The organism is Streptomyces sp. NBC_00663, assembly GCF_036226885.1.
Classification (GTDB): Bacteria; Actinomycetota; Actinomycetes; order Streptomycetales; family Streptomycetaceae; genus Streptomyces.
In genome coordinates this window covers 3,131,315-3,152,767 of record NZ_CP109027.1, presented here as the reverse complement: position 1 = coordinate 3,152,767, position 21,453 = coordinate 3,131,315, and the positions used below count along the sequence as shown (strand labels likewise).

Below are 21,453 nucleotides of genomic sequence, written 5' to 3'. Positions count from 1 at the left end.
CCTCCTACAGCGTTCGGCCGGGCCCACCCTCCCGCAGATCTGGAAGGACTCTCAGTGAAGCACCCCGACGACGACAACGAACTCTTCAACCGACTGGAAGCCGAGATGGCTGCCGACTCCCGCCCCGACCCTGGGGGAGAGGTAGTCGACCTCGACAAGGCACGGTCGGCCCGGACCGAGTCGGCCGACCCGACCGCCCGACCCGACGCCGACCGGTCGCCCGACTCCCACGGCAGTGGGTCGGGTGGCGAGTCGGGCGACCCGACCGCCCGCGTGATAGTCGATGGGTCGGCTCCGGCCGCGACCGGGCCGGGCTACCTCGGTCGGCTCGCCGGTGCCCGGCGCCGCGCGGTCGTGCCGGAGTGGCTGCGCTCCCTCACCGAACTGCGCACCGCGGCCCGGTGGGTGGCCCGCCACTACGCCCACTCGATGGGCTATCACGCGCTGCGTTCCCCCATCTACGCCGTCCGTCTCACCTTCCAGGCCCCCACCGGCGCCGCCCGCTTCGTCGGCGGCACTATGCGGTGGGTGGCCGACCGCGAGGGCGAGCCGGTCCGGCTCGCCGCGGTGCGCCGCGAGGACGCAGCCGAGTACCTCAAGCTGTCGCGGCAGCGCGACGGACGCGTCAGGCTGCGCACCCTGGTGGCGGTGCTCGCGATGTTCGTCGGGCTCGGCTCCGCTCTCGCCATCTACGTGCTCGCCCCCGGCTGGCTTCAGGCCCTGTCGGTCGGCGCCGTGGTGATGGCGCTCGGGACGTACGGCCGCCGCGCCGACGCACCAGTCATCCACCGGGCGGTGGAACTGCCGACCGCGGTCAAGCTCACCAGTGACATCGTGCTGCGGGCCCTCGGCTCACTCGGCATCCCCGCCATCAACCAGGCGCAGGGCAAGGGCCGGGACGGGTTCGAGTTCACCGCCCCCATCACCCGCGACGGCCCCGGCTGGCGTGCGGAGGGCAACCTCCCCTACGGCGTCACCGTGACCGACATCATCGAGCGCCGTGAGCGGCTCGCGTCCGGCCTGCGCCGCCCGCTCGGGTGCGTGTGGCCGGAAGCGGTGGCCGAGGAACACACCGGGCACCTGGTCTTGTGGGTCGGGGACCAGGACATGTCCAAGGCGAAGAAGCCGGTATGGCCGCTGCTGAAGGCGGGCACCACGGACCTGTTCAAGCCGGTCGCGTTCGGCACCGACCAGCGCGGACGCTGGGTGGAGATCACCCTCATGTACATCGCGGCCGTCATCGGCGCGATCCCCCGCATGGGCAAGACCTTCCTCCTGCGCCTGCTGCTGCTCATCGCCGCCCTCGATCCGCGCGCTGAGTTGCACACCTACGACCTGAAGGGAACCGGCGACCTGGACCCGGTCGGCAACGCCGTCTCCCACCGCCACCGCGCCGGTGACGAAGAGGAGGACATCGAGTACGCGGTGCGGGACCTGCGCGCGCTGCGCGAGGAACTGCGCCGCCGCGCCAAGATGATCCGCACCCTGCCGCGGGACATCTGCCCCGAGTCGAAGGTGACCTCCCAGCTCGCGGACATGAAGAACCTGGGACTGCACCCGATCGTGGTCGGGGTGGATGAGTGCCAGGTGTGGTTCGAGCACGACAAGCACGGCAAGGAACTCGAAGAGATCTGCACTGACCTGGTCAAACGCGGCCCCGCCACCGGGATCGTGCTCCTGCTCGCCACGCAGCGCCCGGACGCCAAGGCACTGCCCACCGGCATCAGCGCGAACGCGTCGGCCCGGTTCTGCCTGAAGGTGATGGGCCAGCTGGAGAACGACATGGTGCTCGGCACGTCCGCCTACAAGCGCGGCGTGCGCGCCACCATGTTCAGCTGGGGTGACAAGGGCATCCACTACTTCGTGGGTGAAGGCTCCGACGCCCGCATCGTCGGCTCCGTGTACGTGGACGCCCCCGCCGCGGAGGCCATCGGCGCCCGCGCCCGCAAGGCCCGCGAACTCGCCGGCACCCTCACCGGGCACGCTCTCGGGGAGGAGCCGGAGGACACCGGCAGCAGCTATGACCTACTGCGGGACATCCTCGCCGTGGTCCCCGCCGACGAACCCAAAGTCTGGTCCGAAACCGTCGTCGCCCGGCTCGCCGAACTGCGGCCCGAGGTCTACGACGGCTGGGACCCCGAGGCCCTCGCCGCCGCGCTCAAGCCGCACGGCATCTCCACCATCCAGGTGGGCCGCCGGGTCAACGGCAAGGTCGTCAACCGGCGCGGCATCGACCGCTCCCACATCACCGCAGCGATTGCGGAGCGTGACGGAAACCGGGACGCGGGCTGACGCTCCGGGGCCGCTAGCGCTAGCGGCACACCCCGCTAACGTTAGCGGCCCCGCTAGCGCCACAAACCCACTCTGATCAGGCCGCTAGCGGATAGCGGCCCACCTGCGGAAACCCCTGAAAACCGCCTGGAAGGGCTCGTGATGACCCCTGTCCTGCTCGCTATCACCCTCCTCATCGGCGTCACCCTGTGTTACGTGTCGGTGTGTGCGGTGTCGCCGTTCGGCACCTGCCGCAAGTGCTCCGGCTGGGGCTTCAAGATGAAGTCCGACCGCAAGGGACGCCTCAAGCGCGGCAAGGACTGCCGCCGCTGCAACGCCACCGGCAAGCGGATACGCATCGGCCGCTGGCTTTACAACCGGTGGGCCCGCATCTACCGCGCAGGCACCGACACCCCGCGCTCGGAGGTGTCGCGATGACCCTGACCCTCTCCGCGGTGCTGCTGTTCGCCCTCGCCTCCGTCGTCGCCGTCAAGACCCGCGCCAGCAACGCGGGCGCCGCGGTGGTGCTGTTCCTGTTCGGGTTCTTCACCGCTGGGACCGGCGCCTACGGCCCCATCCGCGACCTCGTGGCGTCCTTCGTCCGCTTCCTGTCCCAACTCGGCTGAAGGGAACAACTCCCGTGCATGAGACCACTGTTGCCCCGCACTGGGTGGCCGCAGCGCTGCCCAAGGCCGCGCCTGCGCTGGCCACCTCCACCGTGCTGATCCTGGCCCGGATCTGGAACGCCCACGGCGCCGAACACTCCTTCGGCAACGCCGTGCTCATGACCGCCCTCTCGATGGGTGCCGCTGCCGCGGGCGTGGTCGCGGGCAACGCCACCGGCGACACCGTCCTTGTCGGCACCGCGTTCGCCGCCTCCGGCGCCCTCGCGTTCGCCGGGGTGGCCGGATACGCGGACGGTCTGTCCCTGCCGCTGCTGCTGTGGTCGCTGGCCACCGCCGGCGCCTATGGGCTCGCCGCCCGCTACTGGCGCACCGACCGCCGCGAAACCGTCGCCTTCCAGCGCGAGACCAGCGAGCGGCGCGAGGAATACGCCCACCTCGAACGCGTAGAGACCATCCGCGCCACCGCACAGGTTGAGGTCGCGCAGGCCGCCGGTGCCATCTACGCCGAACAGCTCGCCGCCGCCCTCATCCACCGTGCCGCCCTGCCCGGCTACGACCCCCTCGCCCTGGAACGCGCGGGCCTGCCGGAGCTGCCGCAGGGTGATCGATGAGGTTCTACCTCACCACTCACAAGCGGCACTGGGTGCGCCTTACCAACGTGCCGCTGTTCTTGAAGTCCGAGCACTTCGTGAACGCGGTCAAGCTCGATGAGGCGCAAGGTCCGTACGCGGTGGATTCCGGCGGATTCTCGGAGCTCCAACGCCACGGCCGGTGGACGCGCACCCCGCGGCAGTACATCGAGGACCTGCGCCGCATCTGGGAATGCGTCGGCCCCTACGACTGGGCCGCCCCGCAGGACTGGATGTGCGAGGACCTCATCATCCACGGCGGCACGGCCGGGCCGAACACCTTCACCGGCACCCACCTGAGCGTGCCGGAACATATCCGCCGCACCGTCGCCAACTTCCTGGAACTGCGCTCCCTCGCGCCCGAGTTGCGCATAGCCCCGGTGCTTCAGGGGCGGACGGTCGCGGACTACGAATTGTGCGCGGAACTGTACGAGCGCGCCGGGGTCGACCTGACCCGAGAACCCACGGTGGGGCTCGGCTCGGTCTGCCGCTTGCAGTCCACCCGCGAGGGCGCCGCCATCGTCACCGCGATGGCCGCACACGGGCTGCGCCTGCACGGCTTCGGCTTCAAGACCCTCGGTCTGGAACGCGTCGGCCATCTGCTCGCTTCGGCCGATTCCGCCGCATGGAGCTACCACGCCCGCCGCCGTCCGGCCCTGCCCGGCCACACCCACAAGAACTGCGCCAACTGCATCGACTACGCCCTGCGCTGGCGTACCCGAGTCCTCGATGCGCTGCCCACCTGGCAGCAACCCGCCCTCGACGCAGCCTGACGAAGGGAACCAACGCCCATGCTCCGTCTCCGCTTCAGGATCGTCGGCTGTCCCCGCCGGGCCGTGGCTCTGACCGACACCCCCGACCCAAACTGCCCCAACTGCCAGGGCGTGGGCGACGTCGCCCACGACTACGGCCACCCCGAGACCGGCGAGTACGAGGGCACCGACTACGAGTTCTGTCCCTGCTGGACGGCATGGGCCCTGCCCCTGCTGCCCCTGCCGCGTCGGCCCCGGTGGCTGCGGCGCCGCCGCACCGCCCGCGACCCGTGGGCGTCCGACGGCTACAGCAGCGAGCCGCCCTTCTAGCTACGCCCGAGGCGGGCGCCGTCTCACCACAAGCCTGCGCCCGCCCCGGTTCTCCAGTCCCTCCAAGAGAGCAGGAGACCTACAGCATGACCGACCACACCGACATCCCGCGAGTGCCGGACGGCCCGGAGCGGGTGACCCTTGTCCGCACCGAGCCCCGTCCCGACGGAAGCACCGTCTTGGTCCTGCTCACCGCGGGCCCGCCACTCGTCCTGATCGAACACCGCATGCACCTGGACCGCTACCTGACCTGGGCCCTGCTGCACACCCTCACCCGCGACCTGAACGGCCTCGAACCCCCCGGCCCCAACCCCGAGACCGCCGCCCTGCTGAACGCGCTCAACAGCGGCGACCACGACGACTTCGCCGCCGCGATGGACGCCTACAGCGCCCGCATCCTCAACCTGTGGACGGACGGTGCGGCAGCATGACCAAGCACCTGCACACCGCCCTCCGGCTCGCGGCCGAGGGGCTGCCCGTGCTGCCGCTGCGCAAGGGCAAGGTGCCCTTCGCCAACTGCCCCGCATGCCTGTACACCTCGTGCGGCGGGCGCCCGCACATGAAGACCTCGGGCCCCTGCACCTGCCCCGCTCCCTGCCACGGCTGGGCCGCCGCCACCGCCGACACCAGCGTCATCATCTCGCCGGCGTGGGCGAGTGCATGGCAGGGCGCCGCGAGCGTGGGCTACCACCCCGGTGGCGCCCGCCTCACCGTGGTCGACCTCGACACCCGGGACGCCGTCGCGTGGGCACAGCGGAACTTGCCCGCGACGCGGACCGTGCCGACCACACGCGGCCAGCACTGGATCTACCAGGGCGTCATGCGCTCGTGCAACGGCGTCCGGCCCGGCGTGGACATCAAGTCCTCCATGGCCTACGCCCGCTATCTCGGGCCCGGCACTGGCCGCATCGCCGCCCTGCCGGACGCGGTCCGTGCGCTCACCGCGAGGACACCCACGATCCGGCCGACGCCGCAGACCGTCACCGTGCCTGGCGGGGGCGGGGAGTGCCCCCACCGCACACCCGCCTACCTGGAACGCGGCATCACCATCGCGGAACAGCAGATCACCGCGGCGCGCAGCGCGATCCACCACACCGTCTACCGCACCTTCCTCGCGGTGCTGTCCGCGCACGGCCGGTGCGGCTGCCTCACCGACGCCCACATCACGCGCCTGTTCACCGCCGCGCAGACCAAGGGCGAAACGGCCCGGCACTGCACCGACGCGTGGGCCAACGCCCGCGCCCGGCTGGGACTCTGATCATGTCCGAGGACGAGAAGAACCCTGCACGCGAGATCATCACGGCCTACGCGCAAGCCAACTTCCGGTACTTCCGCACCGCCGACGGCACCGTCTACGCCCAGCGCAACGGCCACCCCGTCGCCCGCCCCATCCGCTCCCAGGGCACCACAGGCAGCCACCGCCAAGAACTCATGGTCGGCCTGTTCAAAGACGGGCGCGGCGTGTTCAACGGAACCGCCCTCAAGGAGGCGTTGGACTTGATCGAAGCACTCGCACTGACCGAGAACGTACAGCCCGTGCACATTCGCGTTGCCCCCGGCTTCGACGGGGCGACGTGGCTGGACCTGGGCCGCGCCGACGGGCAGTCCGTCCGTATCCACCCCACCGGCTGGGACATCAAGGTTCCCGATCCGCGCGAGGTGTGCTGGCGGCGCACGCAGCTCACCGGGGAACTGCCCCTGCCCGCCAAGGACACCAACGGCAAAGGCATCGACCTGCTGCTGGGGCTGTGCAACTTCGCCAACGCCGAGACCGAGTGCCTGGCCATCGCCTGGCTCATCGGCTGCCTCGGACCGTCCGTGCCCGTCCCCGCCCCGTTCCTCACCGGCCCCCAGGGCGCGGGCAAGTCCACCGGCGGACGCATGCTCATCCGCATCATCGAGGGCATGAGCGGCGACCTGCGCCGCGCGCCGAAGGATGAGGAGAACCTGATCGCGGCCGTGGCCGCCGGATGGGTCACCGCCCTCGACAACCTGTCCCACATGACCCCGGACCTGTCCGACGCAATGTGCTGCATCGTCACCGGCGCCGAGAACGTCAAGCGGGCCCTGTTCACCGACGGGGACGTCTTCCGCGCCCGCTACCGCCGCCCGCTGCTGCTGACCGGCATCGACGTCGGCGTCATCCGGCCCGACCTCGCCGAACGGCTCCTGCCGCTGCGACTGGAACGGCCCAAAGTCCGGCGGACCGAGGCCGAACTGTGGACGGAGTACGCGGAAGCGCTGCCCGTCGTCCTCGGCTCGCTCCTGGACCTCACGGTCAAGGTCCGCGCGGTGGAAGCGGAGACCCCGACCGATCTGCGGATGGCGGACTTTGCGCACCTGTGCGCGCAGCTCGATGCCGCGACCGGCTGGGGGGCGCTCACGGCCTACCGTGCCAGTCTGGATGACCTCAACGACGACGTCATCGAGGGCGACCTACTTGCCCAGACCGTCCTCAGGCATGCTGACAGCCTCGAACCGGGCGCCGAACAGCGGATGACGTCCACGGAGTGGCTGCACCTCCTCAGCGGCCTCTACAGCGGCGAAGACTGCCGCCCCTTGCCTAAGGGGTGGCCGACCACGGGAAAGGTCCTCTCCGACCGGCTCAAGCGGCTCCAACCCACCCTGGCCGCCCGCGGGGTCCTCATCGACTCCGGCCGCACCGCTGAGGGCCGCTACCTCGAAATGACCCGCCTCGCGGCCCCGCCGCCGCACGACCAGAAGCGGATGTTCTGACCCGCGCTCCGCTGGGTCGTCCCGGACAAGTAAGAAGAGCACCGGCGGCGCGTGCTCTTCTTACTGTTCGGCGGAACGCCGCCCACGGGTCGCGCCGCGAAGCGGCTCCCTCTTCACGCTTGAAGCGCCACCGCACCCCAACAGACACCCCCTGTTTTGTCCTAAGTGGAAAGACGCTGCGTCATCTGCGTCATGCGGGCCGGAAAACGGCCCCTGGCCTGCGATTACGACCATGACGCAGACGGCCGCGCCTGCGTCATCCTGCGTCATCTGCGTCATGGGCTACGTCACCGATGACGCAGGCCATGACGCACCGATGACGCACGCCCAAACTGCTGCGTCACACAAAGCCGCTGGTCAGAAGCGCGAATGACGCTGATGACGCAATGACGCAGAAATCCGCACTTAGGACAGATGCGGACTCCCTGAGGGGCGGGCCCAAGATTCAGAGCACAACTCAAGAGAGGACGGCAGCATGAGCGCCCCCGCGCGGGACGAAAAGCTGACCATCAAGGAGGTCCTCGCGGACCTCAAGGTAGCCCCGGCTACCTTCTACAGGTGGCGCCAACTCGGGAAAGGCCCCCGCTCAATCAAGCTGCCGAACGGGGACGTACGAATTCGCCGATCCGAGTATGAGCGTTGGCTTGCGGAGCGGGAGGACGCTGCGTGAGCACTGAGAACGACACCCCGGCCGGGCGCCCTCGTGGGTCTGCCCGGCCGGGCTACACCTTTGATGTCAAGCTCTGGAAAATCGCCAAGACCGGCCGCAAGTCCCGCCCATGGAGAGTTCGTTGGGTGGTGGCTGGTCGAGTATGGGGCGACACATTCGCCACGCTCCCGCTCGCCGAGAGTCGACGCAATGAGCTGCTGCACGCGATGAACCGGCGCGGCGAGCCATTCGAGATCGAATCGGGTCTGCCCGAGTCGGAAGTGCGACAGGCGGAAGCGGCAGAAGCGGCAAAGGCCGAGGCGAAGTTGGACCCCACATGGTGGGAATTCTCGCGTGAGTTCATGCAACGTCGCTGGCGCACCGCCGCGGCGAAGACGCGGGAAGGGTACGCGGACAGCCTTGCATCGGCGGCCCTAGGCATGATGGGAGAGGGGGCGGATGCTCCTGAACTCCGCGCCGTGCGACGGGCTGTGAGATGGGGCATCGTGCCAGCGCATGCGAACGAGGAGCCGCCGCCGGACCTGGAAAAGGTCTGCACGTGGCTGCGGGAGAACTCCCTACCGCTGTCGGCCCTGGCGAACTCCAGCATTGCGGAAGACGTCCACTACCGGCTCGCCTACAAGCTCGACGGCAAGTTGGCGGCAAAGGACACCTACAAGCGTCGTCGCCGCGGGTTCAACATGTCCATGGCGTACGCAGTCCAGAAGGGATATCTGAAGGAAAACCCGATCGCGGAGTTGGAACGGCCGTCCACTGCTGCGAGCGGCCCTATCGACCCGCGCGTCCTCATGAACGCAGCGCAGGGGCGGGAGTTCTTGACGGCCGTTTCCTACGTGGGGTCGGTGCACCGAAACCGGGGGAGACGTCTCGTCGCCTTCTTCGGCTGCATCCTCTACGCCGCGATGCGCCCCGCTGAAGTCGTAGGGCTGAAGCTGGAGAACTGCCACTTGCCAGAGACGGGTTGGGGCGTGCTCACCCTCCGGGAAACCCGCCCCGTATCCGGCAAGAAGTGGACCGATTCCGGCGAGCGGCACGACAAGCGCGGCCTCAAGATGCGGGACCCCGCCGCAGACCGCCCCGTGCCGATTCCACCAGTCCTGGTGGCGATGCTTCGAGCGCACGTGAAGGAGTTCGGCACCGCGGCGGACGGCCGGCTGTTCCAGAACGAGCGGGGTGGACTGGTCGGCACGTCCAGCTACTGGCGCGTCTGGCAGGAGGCTCGGCAGTACGCGTTCCCGCCGTACAAGTACGCGTCGCCGCTCGCCCGGAAGCCCTACGACGGACGCGCCACCTGCATCACGGACTGGCTCCGTTCCGGCCTCCCCGTGGCGGAGGTGGCCCGCCGGGCGGGCACCTCTCCAGAGGTCATCGACCGCCACTACGCGGGCTGCGTCGACAACAGCGAGGAGGAGAACAACAAGAAGATCGAGAAGACCATGGGTTGGGAGCCTGAGAGCTCCGAGAGCGGGGGCCGCGACACGACCTGACGACTGTGTCGGAGGTGTGTCGGGAACACTGAGAGACAACGAGAGAGGGCGGGAGTCAGTGAGACTGACTCCCGCCCTCTTCTCTCGGCGTATGCCCTGGTCAGACCCTGGTTTGGAGTCTCTGACCGGCAAGTGCCCACGGCAGGATTCGAACCTGCGCACACGGTTCCGGAGACCGTTGCTCTATCCCCTGAGCTACGCGGGCGTCCGCCGCACTGTGCGCGGCGACGGGTAGAACCCTACCAGCTTCGATGAGGTCTTCATGAACAGGTATTTCCGGCGGTCAGAGGGGCTCACGGTCCCCGGTAGGGGTGGAAGTCGGGAAAACCCGGACGCGGTGGCCGGTCCGGACCTACTCTCGAGTTGTGCCAGGCGCGTCGGGCCGGGTGCTTGTTGTGGACGACAACAAGGTCATCCGGCAGTTGATCAGGGTCAATCTCGAGCTGGAGGGTCTCGAGGTCGTGACCGCGGCCGATGGTGCCGAGTGTCTGGATATCGTGCATCAGGTGCGGCCCGATGTGGTGACCCTTGATGTGGTGATGCCCCGTCTTGACGGGCTTCGTACCGCCGCTCGGCTGCGCTCCGACCCCCGGACCCGTGATCTGCCGCTCGCCATCGTCAGCGCCTGTACGCAGTACGAGGTCGAGAGCGGCCTCGACGTCGGTGTCGACGCCTTCCTCGCCAAGCCCTTCGAGCCCGCCGAACTCGTCCAGCTCGTGCGGCAGTTGATGGACCGCAGGCACGGTGCGGACCAGGCGGACGGGAGTGACGACGCGGTCTTCGACAGTGTCCTCGGCGCCGGTGAGACCGAGGGGGCCGGGCGGGCCGGCGGCTGATCAGCGCTGCCGCTCCGCTGTGTGGATCGGTACTCCATGGCTGTCTGTGGCTGGCTGCGACTGCCCACGCGCGTCCATGCGCGTCCATGCGCGTCCACATCCCGGACCTTCCGCTAAACCGACTCGCCTACCCACCCCCCTCCTCCCATACGCTTGTCCCGTGACCCCCGTCGAGCTCTCCCGCACCGTGCTGCGCGCGGTCCGTCGCGCTGTCGACGGTGGAGAGCTGAGCGTGTCCGTGCCGGGACGGGCCGTCGTCACACCCCCCGGACCCGGCGGCTGTGGTGACTACGCCACCAACATCGCCCTCCAGCTCGCCCGCCCCGCCGGACAGCTGCCCCGCCGTGTCGCCGAGATCCTGCGGCCGCATCTGAGCGGCACCGACGGCATCGCCGACGTCGTCGTCACCGGGCCCGGCTTCCTCAACTTCAGCCTGAGCGACGCCCATGCCCTGCCCACCGCCCTCGTGGAGGAGATCCTGGGGAGCGGTGCGCGGTACGGGTTCGGGGATGGCCTCAGCGGCCAGGTCGTGCAGCTGCACGCGGCCCGCGAGGTGCGTGCCGTCGTCGTCATGGACGCCGTCTCCCGCATCCTCCGCTCCCAGGGCGCCCTCGTCCGCACTAGCTGTGAAGGACCTCCTGCGGCCGAGTGGACCGACGTCCTCGGCGTGCGCGTCGACGCCCACGGCACCCCCGAGGCCCCCGCCCCCCTCGACGTCGGCATCCGCCCTGTGCCCGCCCCCGCCGACCCCGTTTCCCTCGGCCGCGACGCCGCCCGCTGGGCCCTGCTCCACCCCGCCGCCCACGACCGGCCCCGGATCACCGACGAGCACCTCGTCCAGCGTGAGGGCAACCCCCTCTTCCGCGTGCGCTACGCCCACGCCCGCACCCGGGCCCTCACCCGCAACGCCGCCGACCTGGGCTTCACCACCAGGTCCACGGCGCCCGCCGAACCTGCGGTGCCTGCCGAACCCGCGGTGCCTGCCGAACCCGCTGTACCTGCGGCACCCGTGGCGCCCTCCGAACCCGCCGTATCCGTGGCGCCCTCCGAACCCGCCGTATCCGCGGCGCCCGCCGAACCCGCCGAGTCCGCGGCGCCCGCCGAACCCGCCGAACCCGCCGTACCTGCGGCACCCGTGGCGCCCTCCGAACCCGCCGTATCCGCGGCGCCCGCCGAACCCGGCGAACCCGCCGACCCCCGGCACACCCTCACCCCCCTCCTCGCCGACCACCCCCGGATCCTGGCCCAGGCGGCGGCCCACCGTGCCCCCGACCGTCTTGCCCGGCACCTCGTCACCGTCGCCGATGCCGTGCTCGCCGTCCTGCCCACCGTGCTGCCGCGCGGCGACGAGAAACCCTCGGCCGCCCACCGCGCCCGGCTCGCCCTCGCCGAAGCCGCCGGGACGGTGCTGGCCGGTGGCCTGTCCCTGCTCGGCATCGACGCACCCGAACACCTCTGAGACAGCGAACAGAGAGCCAGCGAAGAACATGAGCCGTTCCGCCCACCCCGCCGGGCCCCGCCACGCAGACGTCCTCACCGAGGGCCACTACTCCGCGCCGCCCGCCGACCTCAACTCCCTCGACCCCAAGGTCTGGGCCCAGACGGTCACCCGTGACGAGGACGGTGTCCTCACCGTCGGCGGTATCGACGTCAAGACGCTCGCCGAGGAGCACGGCACCCCCGCCTACATCCTCGACGAGACCGACTTCCGCGCCCGTGCGCGTGCCTGGCGCACCGCCTTCGGGCACGACGCCGACGTCTTCTACGCGGGCAAGGCCTTCCTCTCCCGCGCCGTCGTGCGGTGGCTGCACGAAGAGGGGCTCAACCTCGACGTCTGCTCCGGCGGCGAACTCGCCACCGCCCTCTCCGCCGGCATGCCCGCCGACCGCATCGCCTTCCACGGCAACAACAAGTCCAAGGACGAGATCCGCCGGGCCATCGACGCGGGCGTCGGGCGGATCGTGCTCGACTCCTTCCAGGAGATCGTCCGCGTCGCCCACATCGCCGCGGAGCTCGGCAAGCGGCAGCGCGTGCAGATCCGGATCACCGTCGGTGTCGAGGCGCACACCCACGAGTTCATCGCCACCGCCCACGAGGACCAGAAGTTCGGGATCCCGCTCGCCGGCGGCCAGGCCGCGGAGGCCGTGCGCCGTGCGCTCCAGCTGGACTCGCTCGAACTCATCGGCATTCACAGCCACATCGGGTCGCAGATCTTCGACATGTCCGGCTTCGAGGTCGCCGCCCACCGGGTGGTGGGACTGCTCAAGGACATCCGTGACGAGCACGGCGTCGAGCTGCCCGAGATCGACCTCGGCGGTGGGCTCGGGATCGCCTACACCTCCGACGACGACCCGCGCGAGCCGCACGAGATCGCGAAGGCGCTCACCGAGATCGTCACGCGCGAGTGCGAGGGTGCCAAGCTGCGGACGCCGCGTATCTCCGTCGAGCCCGGTCGCGCCATCGTCGGCCCCACCGCGTTCACCCTCTACGAGGTCGGCACCATCAAGCCCCTCGACGGCCTGCGCACCTACGTCTCCGTCGACGGCGGCATGTCCGACAACATCCGGACCGCGCTGTACGACGCCGAGTACAGCGTCGTTCTCGTGTCACGGACGAGCGACGCCGAGCCGATGCTCGCCCGCGTCGTCGGCAAGCACTGCGAGAGCGGCGACATCGTGGTCAAGGACGCGTTCCTGCCCGCCGACATCGCGCCGGGCGACCTGATCGCCGTACCGGCGACCGGTGCGTACTGCCGCTCCATGGCGAGCAACTACAACCACGTGCTGCGCCCGCCGGTCGTGGCCGTGCGTGACGGTGAGTCGCGGGTGATCGTCCGCCGGGAGACGGAGGAGGACCTCCTGCGTCTCGACGTCGGGTGAGCCCCCAACAAGCCCCCGACACCGGAGGGCGGAAGATCTCCTGTCTTCCACCCCCGTACAAATGAAATAGATGTCTCACGATCCGGACGAAGGGTAGAAACTCCCGTCCGGTGAGTGAGACTGGACCAACCGTAGACGGTATGAGGAAACGAGGTCGGATGATGCGTACGCGTCCGCTGAAGGTGGCGCTGCTGGGCTGTGGGGTTGTCGGCTCAGAGGTGGCGCGCATCATGACGACGCACGCCGAAGACCTCGCCGCGCGCATCGGCGCCCCCGTCGAGCTGGCGGGGGTCGCGGTACGGCGGCCGTCCAAGGTCCGCGAGGGCATCGACCCCGCCCTCGTCACCACCGACGCCACCGCCCTCGTCAAACGTGGCGACATCGACGTCATCGTCGAGGTCATCGGTGGTATCGAGCCCGCCCGCACCCTCATCACCACCGCCTTCGAGCACGGCGCCTCGGTCGTCTCCGCCAACAAGGCCCTCCTCGCCCAGGACGGCGCCGCCCTGCACGCCGCCGCCGAGGAGCACGACGCCGACCTCTACTACGAGGCCGCCGTCGCCGGCGCCATCCCGCTGATCCGCCCGCTGCGCGAGTCCCTCGCCGGCGACAAGGTCAACCGCGTGCTCGGCATCGTCAACGGCACGACCAACTTCATCCTCGACAAGATGGACAGCACGGGGGCCGGCTACCAAGAGGCTCTGGACGAGGCCACGGCCCTCGGGTATGCGGAAGCCGACCCGACCGCCGACGTCGAGGGCTTCGACGCCGCCGCCAAGGCCGCCATCCTCGCTGGTATCGCCTTCCACACGCGCGTGCGTCTCGACGACGTCTACCGCGAGGGCATGACCGAGGTCACCGCCGCCGACTTCGCCTCCGCGAAGAACATGGGCTGCACCATCAAGCTGCTCGCCATCTGCGAGCGCGCCGAGGACGGGGGATCGGTCACGGCTCGGGTGCACCCGGCGATGATCCCGCTCACCCACCCGCTGGCCTCCGTGCGCGGCGCGTACAACGCCGTGTTCGTGGAGTCCGACGCGGCCGGTCAGCTCATGTTCTACGGTCCCGGCGCCGGCGGCGCCCCGACCGCCTCCGCAGTCCTCGGCGACCTCGTCGCCGTCTGCCGCAACCGGCTCAACGGCGCGACCGGTCCCGGCGAGTCCGCGTACGCGGCCCTTCCCGTCTCGGGGATGGGTGAGGTCGTCACGCGGTATCACATCAGTCTCGATGTCGCGGACAAACCGGGTGTTCTCGCCCAGGTCGCGACCGTGTTCGCCGAACACGGGGTTTCCATCGATACGGTTCGCCAGACGGGCAAGGACGGCGAGGCCTCCCTCGTCGTCGTCACCCACCGAGCCTCCGACGCCGCCCTGGGCGGGACCGTCGAGGCGCTGCGCAAGCTCGACACCGTGCGCGGTGTCGCCAGCATCATGCGGGTTGAAGGAGAGTAACCAGCAATGACCCACCAGTGGCGCGGAATCATCGAGGAGTACCGGGACAGGCTGCCGGTCTCCGCCACCACGCCGGTCGTGACGCTCCGCGAGGGCGGCACGCCCCTCGTGCCCGCGCAGGTGCTCTCCGAGCGCACGGGCTGCGAGGTCCACCTCAAGGTCGAGGGCGCGAACCCGACGGGGTCCTTCAAGGACCGCGGCATGACCATGGCCATCACCCGGGCCAAGGAGGAGGGCGCCAAGGCGGTCATCTGCGCCTCCACCGGCAACACCTCCGCCTCCGCCGCCGCCTACGCCGTGCGCGCCGGCATGGTCTCCGCCGTCCTCGTCCCGCAGGGCAAGATCGCGCTCGGCAAGATGGGCCAGGCGCTCATCCACGGCGCGAAGATCCTCCAGGTCGACGGCAACTTCGACGACTGCCTCACCCTGGCCCGCGCGCTGAGCGACAACTACCCCGTGGCGCTGGTGAATTCGGTCAACCCGGTGCGTATCGAGGGCCAGAAGACCGCCGCCTTCGAGATCGTCGACATGCTCGGCGACGCCCCCGACATCCACGTCCTCCCGGTCGGCAACGCGGGCAACATCACCGCGTACTGGAAGGGCTACAAGGAGTACGCCGCCGACGGCATCGCCGCGAAGACCCCCCGTATGTGGGGCTTCCAGGCGTCCGGCAGCGCCCCGATCGTGCGCGGCGAGATCGTCAAGGACCCCTCGACGATCGCCACCGCCATCCGCATCGGCAACCCGGCGTCCTGGCAGTACGCGCTCGCCGCGCGGGACGAGTCCGGCGGCCTCATCGACGAGGTGACGGACCGTGAAATCCTGCGCGCCTACCGCCTGTTGGCCGCACAGGAGGGCGTCTTCGTGGAGCCCGCCTCGGCCGCCTCGGTGGCCGGTCTGCTGAAGGCCGCCGAGCAGGGCCTGGTCGACCCGGGCCAGAGGATCGTGTGCACCGTCACCGGCAACGGCCTCAAGGACCCCGACTGGGCCGTCGCGGGCGCCCCGCAGCCCGTCACCGTCCCGGTCGACGCGGCGACGGCCGCCGAGCGCCTCGGCCTCGCATAGGGCATTCCCGAGCGGCATCCCTCCAGGGGGTGCACAGGGGGCTTACGACACGCATCGTGCGCCTCCTGTGCGCCCTATGTCGCCACAGAACCTTCCTTCGATAGGCTGTACTGAACCCGCCCGCCGCATATGCCCGCGCGCATGGCCGGGAGCCGCGGCATCTCCGCGGCCCGCGGGGTCTCCACGTACGTATCGAATGTCTTCGACAATCACGCAGCTCAAGGAGAGTCATCGAGCGATGGCCGGTCCAGCGTTCCGCGCCGCCGCCGTCCGGGTGCGCGTCCCCGCCACCAGCGCCAATCTCGGTCCGGGCTTCGACGCCCTGGGCCTGTCGCTGGGGCTCTACGACGACGTCGTCGTCCGGGTGGCCGACTCAGGGCTGCACATCGACATCGCGGGTGAGGGCAGCGAGACCCTCCCACGCGACGAGAAGCACCTGCTCGTACGGTCCCTGCGCACCGCCTTCGACCTGCTCGGCGGACAGCCGCGCGGCCTCGAGATCGTGTGCGCCAACCGCATTCCGCACGGCCGCGGACTGGGGTCCTCCTCCGCCGCCATCTGCGCCGGCATCGTCGCCGCGCGTGCCGTGACCATAGGCGGCGAGTCCAGGCTCGACGACGCCGCTCTCCTGGAGCTGGCGACCGAGATCGAGGGCCACCCCGACAACGTGGCCCCCTGTCTGCTCGGCGGTTTCACGATCGCCTGGATGGAGGCCGGCGCCGCCCGGGCCATCAGGCTCAAGCCCGCCGATTCCATCGTTCCGGTGGTTTTCGTGCCCGGAAAGCCGGTTCTGACGGAGACCGCGCGCGGTCTCCTCCCGCGCACCGTGCCGCACGTCGACGCCGCCGCCAACGCGGGCCGCGCCGCCCTGCTCGTCGAGGCCCTCACCCGGACCCCCGAGCTGCTGCTGCCCGCCACCGAGGACCGGCTGCACCAGGAATACCGGGCTCCGGCCATGCCGGAAAGCGCCGCTCTCGTGGAGCGCTTGAGGGCGGACGGAGTTCCGGCGGTGATTTCCGGAGCCGGTCCCACCGTTCTCGCCCTCGTCGACGAGGAGAGCGCCGACAAGGTCGCCCACCTGGCAGGCGAGGGCTGGGCCGCCAACCGGCTGGAACTCGACGCCCAAGGGGCGAGCGTGTTGCCACTGGCACCTTCCGGCGACATTTAAAAGCGCGCGGTTGCCGGATTTCGAGAGGGGGAATGTTTGTTGGATCCGGTAGTGTTAACCTCAAGTCTGCACCCGACCCCACCATGGCGAGGTGCTTCACGTCCCCGTCCGGGACAGACATTCTTCCGGGAGCCTCCCAAGCCGCACTGTGTTTCGTACGACGTACGCGGGCAGTACCTCGTACGCGAGCACTGAGCGACTTGCCGGGCACGCTCCGGAACCGGTGCGACCGAGCCACGCGACGCAGCTAGTCGGCGTCGCTGCTCTGGGAAGCGCCATCACCAGATTCCTCCGCCGCCCAGGCGGACCACCGCCCCGGCACGGTCCACAAAGATGGGACCGACGTCGGACAGCACAACCGGTCGCCGAGCCAGACAGGCCGACGTCCGCTCCAGGGAAGGACCCTTCGTGAGCGACACCACCGATCTGATGGGCGCACGTGTCGAGGAGACCGCTGCCGCGCCCGCCACGGACGCCTCCGCGCCTGCCAGCGGTGCCGGCTCCCGGCGGCGCCGCGGTACCGGCCTCGAGGGCATGGTGCTGGCCGAGTTGCAGCAGGTCGCATCCGGCCTCGGCATCAGGGGCACCGCGCGTATGCGCAAGAGCCAGCTGATCGAGGTCATCAAGGAGGCGCAGGCGGGAGGCGGTGCCGCGGCTCCCAAGGCCGACGCCGCTGCCGAGACCAAGCCCAAGCGCCGCGCCACCTCCAAGGCCCGTACCGGCGAGACCGCCGAGAAGAAGGCGGAGGCGAAGGCCGAGGCCCCCGCCGAGAAGGCGACGGCCCAGCAGCAGATCGAGATCCCCGGCCAGCCGGCCTCCGACGACGCCCCCGTGGAGCGCCGCCGTCGCCGTGCCACCGCCGAGGCGGGCAGCCCCGAGACCGTGGTCGCCGAGGCGAAGAGCGAGCCGAAGGCCGAGACGCCCGCCCCGCAGGCGCAGGGCGAGGCCAAGGGCGACGCCGGTGACGCCGAGGGCCGTCAGGGCCGTCGCGACCGCCGTGACCGCGGCGACCGCGGTGGCGACCGTGACCGTGGTGGCGACCGTGACCGTGGTGGCCGCGACCGCGACCGCCGTGGCAAGGGCGACGACCAGCAGGGCGGCCAGCGCGGCCAGCAGCAGAACCAGCAGCAGGGCGGCGGCCGTCAGGACCGCAACGCCGGCCCGCAGGACGACGACGACTTCGACGGCGGCCGCCGTGGGCGTCGGGGCCGTTACCGGGACCGTCGTGGCCGTCGCGGCCGTGACGAGATCGGCGCCCCCGAGCCGCAGCTCGCCGACGACGACGTCCTGATCCCCGTCGCGGGCATCCTGGACATCCTCGACAACTACGCCTTCATCCGTACGTCGGGCTACCTGCCGGGCCCCAACGACGTGTACGTCTCCCTCGCCCAGGTCCGCAAGAACGGCCTGCGCAAGGGCGACCACATCACCGGTGCGGTCCGTCAGCCCAAGGACGGCGAGCGTCGCGAGAAGTTCAACGCGCTCGTGCGGCTCGACTCCGTCAACGGCATGGCGCCCGAATCCGGGCGCGGGCGGCCGGAGTTCAACAAGCTGACGCCGCTGTACCCGCAGGACCGCCTCCGTCTGGAGACGGACCCGGGCGTCCTCACCACCCGCATCATCGACCTCGTCGCGCCGATCGGTAAGGGCCAGCGCGGTCTGATCGTGGCCCCGCCGAAGACCGGCAAGACCATGATCATGCAGGCGATCGCCAACGCGATCACGCACAACAACCCCGAGTGCCACCTGATGGTCGTCCTGGTCGACGAGCGTCCGGAAGAGGTCACCGACATGCAGCGGTCGGTCAAGGGCGAGGTCATCTCCTCGACCTTCGACCGTCCGGCCGAGGACCACACCACGGTCGCCGAGCTCGCCATCGAGCGCGCCAAGCGTCTGGTGGAGCTGGGCCACGACGTGGTCGTGCTGCTCGACTCGATCACGCGTCTGGGCCGTGCGTACAACCTCGCCGCGCCCGCCTCCGGCCGCATCCTGTCCGGTGGTGTCGACTCGACCGCCCTGTACCCGCCGAAGCGCTTCTTCGGTGCGGCCCGCAACATCGAGGACGGCGGCTCGCTGACCATCCTCGCCACCGCGCTGGTGGACACCGGGTCCCGCATGGACGAGGTCATCTTCGAGGAGTTCAAGGGCACCGGCAACGCCGAGCTCAAGCTCGACCGCAAGCTCGCCGACAAGCGGATCTTCCCGGCGGTGGACGTGGACGCGTCCGGCACCCGTAAGGAAGAGATCCTGCTCGCTCCCGACGAGCTCGGGATCGTCTGGAAGCTGCGCCGGGTGCTGCACGCCCTCGACCAGCAGCAGGCGGTCGAACTGCTCCTCGACAAGATGAAGCAGACGAAGTCGAACGCCGAGTTCCTGATGCAGATCCAGAAGACCACGCCGACGCCCGGTAACGGCGACTGACGTACGTCTTGGTAAAGGGCCGCCCCTGTTGCAGGGGTGGCCCTTTCTGCTTTGTGTGACCGGTGTACGATCGCGCTCTTCGGTCACTTTTCCGACCGTCGAACTTCTGATCCCGAGGGGGGACTTGCGTGGGTACACCCATGTCCGGAGGCCGCCACAGACGTCGGATGCGGATCGGGCTGCCCGTGGCCGCGGCCGGTGTCGCCGCCGCCGTCGCCGCGGCCCTGATGACCACGTCGGCGGGGGCCGCGACCGCGCTGCCGGAGCCGACGGCCAAGCCCGCCGTCTCCGCGGTCTCGCAGGCCGAGCTGACGAAGCGGGTCGCGGGCGCCGTCGCCGGTGACGACACCGCGGGGGAGACGACCTCCAAGTCGTCCCTGAGCGCGAGCACCAGCAGCGGCACCGTCGACCCGAAGATCATCGGTGGCTCCACCACCACGATCTCCTCGGCGCCGTGGATGGCCCAGCTCTGGTACTACGACGACAAGGGCACCACCGACACCTCGGACGACCTCGGCTTCTTCTGCGGCGGTTCCGTCGTCTCGCCGACGAAGATCCTCACCGCCGCGCACTGCGTCAAGGGCTACAACTGGGCCAAGAACGGCGCGATCGTCACCGGCACCACGTCGCTGCCCGACGAGAACGGCAACACCACCGGCGAGGTCACGGGCGTCGTACGCCAGTGGAACCACCCGTCGTACAGCTCCACGACCATCGACAACGACATCGCGGTCATCACCCTGGGCTGGCCGGTCAAGGCGACGCCGATCAAGATGACGACGTCCACCGAGACCGCCGCGTACACCGCCGGAACCAGCGCCAAGGTCTACGGCTGGGGCCGCACCAGCTCCACCACGCAGGACATCTCCGACACGCTGAAGGTGGCCACGCTGCCGGTCCAGTCGGACACCACCTGCGCCGGCTACTACGGCACGGACTTCATCAAGGGCCACATGGTCTGCGCGGGCAACCCCGCCACCGGCAGCGACTCCGGTACGACGTCCGCGTGCAACGGTGACTCCGGCGGCCCGCTGGTCGTCAACGGCCGCATCGTCGGCGTCGTTTCGTGGGGCGTCACGGACTGCGTGGAGAAGGGCGCGTACAGCGTCTTCTCGAAGGTGAAGACGTACATCGGTGCCGCCTACGCGCAGGTCGACGACGCCAACATGAGCTACACCGACGCCAAGGCCGACCTCTTCGTGCGCAACGCCTCCACGAAGACCGCCTACGAGAAGGACTCCAAGGGCACGTCCTTCGGCGCCCGGCAGAGCCTCGGCAACTTCGGTGCCGTCAACCTGGTTCTCCAGACCGACCTCAACCGGGACAGCGTCCAGGACTTCGTGTACCGCGTCGCGTCCACCGGTGACGTCTACTGGCTGCACTACGTGTTCCCGGCCGATCCCGCCGACGACGGGACCTGGGCCGAGAAGCAGATCTTCGACAACTGGAAGACCCGCACCCGCATCGTCACCCCGGGCGACCTGACCGGCGACTACCTGCCGGACGTCGTCTCCGTGGACTCCGCCGGCAAGGCGTGGCTCTACCCGGGCAAGGGCAACGGCTCCTTCTCGGCGCGGGTGCAGATCGGCACCGGCACCGGCTGGAACCAGTACAACACCCTGCGCGGCAAGGGCGACTTCAACGGTGACGGCAAGGCCGACCTGATCGCCCGCAACAAGAGCACCGGCGCCATCTACCTCTACAAGGGCACCGGCAAGGCCTCCGCCCCCTTCTCCGCCCGGGTGAAGGTCCGTACGTGGAGCAACACCACGTACAACGCCTTCGACGCCATCGGTGACGTCACCGGCGACGGCAAGGCCGACTTCCTGGCCCGTACGCCCGGCGGCACGCTCTACCTGTACAAGGGCACCGGCAAGGCCACCAGCGAGATCTTCGCCACAAGGATCTCGGTCGGTACCGATTTCAAGCAGTACGACATCTTCGGCTGAAATAGCTGGTGAGCGGGGTCCGACCCCGGCTCGGCGACTACGCACTGTGCCCACCCGTCCACCGGGTGGGCACAGTGCGTTGTGCAACCCTTTCCCCGGTTTCCCCGTCTGACCCGACGGAGCGACCATGGTGAGGTCCGGGTCGCTTGCGACCACGTCTGACCCTGAAAGCAGGGGGTAACC

General features: G+C 69.9%; 19 protein-coding genes and 1 tRNA gene. 19 read left to right on the top strand and 1 reads right to left on the bottom strand.

The genetic code is table 11. From position 1 onward, the window contains the following. The first annotated feature begins 54 nt into the window (after window positions 1–54). The 11 genes from OG866_RS14090 (at window position 55) to OG866_RS14040 (ending at window position 9,501) form a co-directional block, all read left to right on the top strand. On the top strand, window positions 55–2,292 hold the full coding sequence (locus OG866_RS14090) for a cell division protein FtsK (RefSeq protein WP_329334721.1): 2,238 nt from the start codon (window positions 55–57) through the stop codon (window positions 2,290–2,292). A 141-nt stretch (window positions 2,293–2,433) separates the two neighbouring features. Further along, window positions 2,434–2,709 (top strand): hypothetical protein, encoded by a 276-nt coding sequence (locus OG866_RS14085; protein WP_329334719.1) that lies wholly within the window; start codon window positions 2,434–2,436, stop codon window positions 2,707–2,709. Further along, a complete protein-coding gene (locus OG866_RS14080; protein WP_329334717.1) occupies window positions 2,706–2,897 on the top strand; it encodes a hypothetical protein in 192 nt (63 codons plus the stop codon). The genes OG866_RS14085 and OG866_RS14080 overlap by 4 nt, the downstream gene beginning before the upstream one ends. A 14-nt stretch (window positions 2,898–2,911) precedes the next feature. After that, a complete protein-coding gene (locus OG866_RS14075; protein WP_329334715.1) occupies window positions 2,912–3,508 on the top strand; it encodes a hypothetical protein in 597 nt (198 codons plus the stop codon). Continuing rightward, window positions 3,505–4,299 (top strand): deazapurine DNA modification protein DpdA family protein, encoded by a 795-nt coding sequence (locus tag OG866_RS14070; protein WP_443063524.1) that lies wholly within the window; start codon window positions 3,505–3,507, stop codon window positions 4,297–4,299. Before OG866_RS14075 ends, OG866_RS14070 begins: the two co-directional genes overlap by 4 nt. 18 nt (window positions 4,300–4,317) lie before the next feature. Next, window positions 4,318–4,608 carry a hypothetical protein gene (locus tag OG866_RS14065; protein ID WP_329334711.1) on the top strand — a complete coding sequence of 97 codons (291 nt, stop codon included), beginning with the start codon at window positions 4,318–4,320 and terminating at the stop codon, window positions 4,606–4,608. A gap of 86 nt (window positions 4,609–4,694) precedes the next feature. Continuing rightward, window positions 4,695–5,039, top strand: a complete 345-nt coding sequence (locus OG866_RS14060) for a hypothetical protein (RefSeq protein WP_329334710.1) — start codon at window positions 4,695–4,697, stop codon at window positions 5,037–5,039. After that, window positions 5,036–5,866 (top strand): bifunctional DNA primase/polymerase, encoded by an 831-nt coding sequence (locus OG866_RS14055; protein WP_329334709.1) that lies wholly within the window; start codon window positions 5,036–5,038, stop codon window positions 5,864–5,866. The genes OG866_RS14060 and OG866_RS14055 overlap by 4 nt, the downstream gene beginning before the upstream one ends. A gap of 2 nt (window positions 5,867–5,868) precedes the next feature. Beyond that, window positions 5,869–7,344 carry an ATP-binding protein gene (locus tag OG866_RS14050; RefSeq protein ID WP_329334707.1) on the top strand — a complete coding sequence of 492 codons (1,476 nt, stop codon included), beginning with the start codon at window positions 5,869–5,871 and terminating at the stop codon, window positions 7,342–7,344. 475 nt (window positions 7,345–7,819) lie between these two features. Then, on the top strand, window positions 7,820–8,014 hold the full coding sequence (locus tag OG866_RS14045) for a helix-turn-helix transcriptional regulator (protein ID WP_329334706.1): 195 nt from the start codon (window positions 7,820–7,822) through the stop codon (window positions 8,012–8,014). Continuing rightward, window positions 8,011–9,501, top strand: coding sequence for a tyrosine-type recombinase/integrase (locus OG866_RS14040; protein ID WP_329334704.1), 1,491 nt, complete (start codon window positions 8,011–8,013; stop codon window positions 9,499–9,501). The genes OG866_RS14045 and OG866_RS14040 overlap by 4 nt, the downstream gene beginning before the upstream one ends. Window positions 9,502–9,634: 133 nt before the next feature. On the opposite strand, the gene OG866_RS14035 is transcribed toward OG866_RS14040, so the two are convergent. Then, window positions 9,635–9,706: transfer RNA gene (locus OG866_RS14035), tRNA-Arg, on the bottom strand. Window positions 9,707–9,812: 106 nt separating this feature from the next. On the opposite strand from OG866_RS14035, the gene OG866_RS14030 reads away from it, so the two are divergent. The 8 genes from OG866_RS14030 to OG866_RS13995 all read left to right on the top strand — a co-directional run bounded on the left by OG866_RS14030 (window position 9,813) and on the right by OG866_RS13995 (window position 21,270). Continuing rightward, window positions 9,813–10,337 (top strand): response regulator, encoded by a 525-nt coding sequence (locus tag OG866_RS14030; protein ID WP_443063523.1) that lies wholly within the window; start codon window positions 9,813–9,815, stop codon window positions 10,335–10,337. Between the two features lie 160 nt (window positions 10,338–10,497). Further along, window positions 10,498–11,796 carry an ArgS-related anticodon-binding protein NrtL gene (nrtL, locus tag OG866_RS14025; protein ID WP_329334701.1) on the top strand — a complete coding sequence of 433 codons (1,299 nt, stop codon included), beginning with the start codon at window positions 10,498–10,500 and terminating at the stop codon, window positions 11,794–11,796. A gap of 28 nt (window positions 11,797–11,824) precedes the next feature. Further along, a complete protein-coding gene (gene lysA / locus OG866_RS14020) occupies window positions 11,825–13,216 on the top strand; it encodes a diaminopimelate decarboxylase (RefSeq protein WP_329334699.1) in 1,392 nt (463 codons plus the stop codon). Between the two features lie 158 nt (window positions 13,217–13,374). After that, window positions 13,375–14,667 carry a homoserine dehydrogenase gene (locus OG866_RS14015; protein WP_329334697.1) on the top strand — a complete coding sequence of 431 codons (1,293 nt, stop codon included), beginning with the start codon at window positions 13,375–13,377 and terminating at the stop codon, window positions 14,665–14,667. Window positions 14,668–14,673: 6 nt separating this feature from the next. Then, window positions 14,674–15,732 carry a threonine synthase gene (thrC, locus tag OG866_RS14010; RefSeq protein WP_329334695.1) on the top strand — a complete coding sequence of 353 codons (1,059 nt, stop codon included), beginning with the start codon at window positions 14,674–14,676 and terminating at the stop codon, window positions 15,730–15,732. A 238-nt stretch (window positions 15,733–15,970) separates the two neighbouring features. Beyond that, the gene (gene thrB / locus OG866_RS14005) at window positions 15,971–16,900 is read left to right on the top strand and encodes a homoserine kinase (protein WP_329334693.1); all 930 of its coding nucleotides are present in this window, start codon (window positions 15,971–15,973) and stop codon (window positions 16,898–16,900) included. A 408-nt stretch (window positions 16,901–17,308) separates the two neighbouring features. Continuing rightward, on the top strand, window positions 17,309–19,321 hold the full coding sequence (gene rho, locus OG866_RS14000; protein ID WP_329334691.1) for a transcription termination factor Rho: 2,013 nt from the start codon (window positions 17,309–17,311) through the stop codon (window positions 19,319–19,321). Window positions 19,322–19,488: 167 nt separating this feature from the next. Next, on the top strand, window positions 19,489–21,270 hold the full coding sequence (locus OG866_RS13995) for a trypsin-like serine protease (RefSeq protein WP_329334690.1): 1,782 nt from the start codon (window positions 19,489–19,491) through the stop codon (window positions 21,268–21,270). The last annotated feature ends 183 nt before the right edge of the window (window positions 21,271–21,453 follow it).

What these genes read in the sequence shown, in the direction of transcription:
- OG866_RS14045 (WP_329334706.1), top strand. Translation starts at nt 7,820, where the DNA reads ATGAGCGCCCCCGCGCGGGACGAAAAGCTGACCATCAAGGAGGTCCTC.
- thrB (WP_329334693.1), top strand. Translation starts at nt 15,971, where the DNA reads ATGGCCGGTCCAGCGTTCCGCGCCGCCGCCGTCCGGGTGCGCGTCCCC.
- OG866_RS14055 (WP_329334709.1), top strand. Translation starts at nt 5,036, where the DNA reads ATGACCAAGCACCTGCACACCGCCCTCCGGCTCGCGGCCGAGGGGCTG.
- OG866_RS14015 (WP_329334697.1), top strand. Translation starts at nt 13,375, where the DNA reads ATGATGCGTACGCGTCCGCTGAAGGTGGCGCTGCTGGGCTGTGGGGTT.
- thrC (WP_329334695.1), top strand. Translation starts at nt 14,674, where the DNA reads ATGACCCACCAGTGGCGCGGAATCATCGAGGAGTACCGGGACAGGCTG.
- OG866_RS14065 (WP_329334711.1), top strand. Translation starts at nt 4,318, where the DNA reads ATGCTCCGTCTCCGCTTCAGGATCGTCGGCTGTCCCCGCCGGGCCGTG.
- OG866_RS14050 (WP_329334707.1), top strand. Translation starts at nt 5,869, where the DNA reads ATGTCCGAGGACGAGAAGAACCCTGCACGCGAGATCATCACGGCCTAC.
- OG866_RS14070 (WP_443063524.1), top strand. Translation starts at nt 3,505, where the DNA reads ATGAGGTTCTACCTCACCACTCACAAGCGGCACTGGGTGCGCCTTACC.
- OG866_RS14060 (WP_329334710.1), top strand. Translation starts at nt 4,695, where the DNA reads ATGACCGACCACACCGACATCCCGCGAGTGCCGGACGGCCCGGAGCGG.
- lysA (WP_329334699.1), top strand. Translation starts at nt 11,825, where the DNA reads ATGAGCCGTTCCGCCCACCCCGCCGGGCCCCGCCACGCAGACGTCCTC.
- OG866_RS13995 (WP_329334690.1), top strand. Translation starts at nt 19,489, where the DNA reads ATGCGGATCGGGCTGCCCGTGGCCGCGGCCGGTGTCGCCGCCGCCGTC.
- OG866_RS14080 (WP_329334717.1), top strand. Translation starts at nt 2,706, where the DNA reads ATGACCCTGACCCTCTCCGCGGTGCTGCTGTTCGCCCTCGCCTCCGTC.
- OG866_RS14085 (WP_329334719.1), top strand. Translation starts at nt 2,434, where the DNA reads ATGACCCCTGTCCTGCTCGCTATCACCCTCCTCATCGGCGTCACCCTG.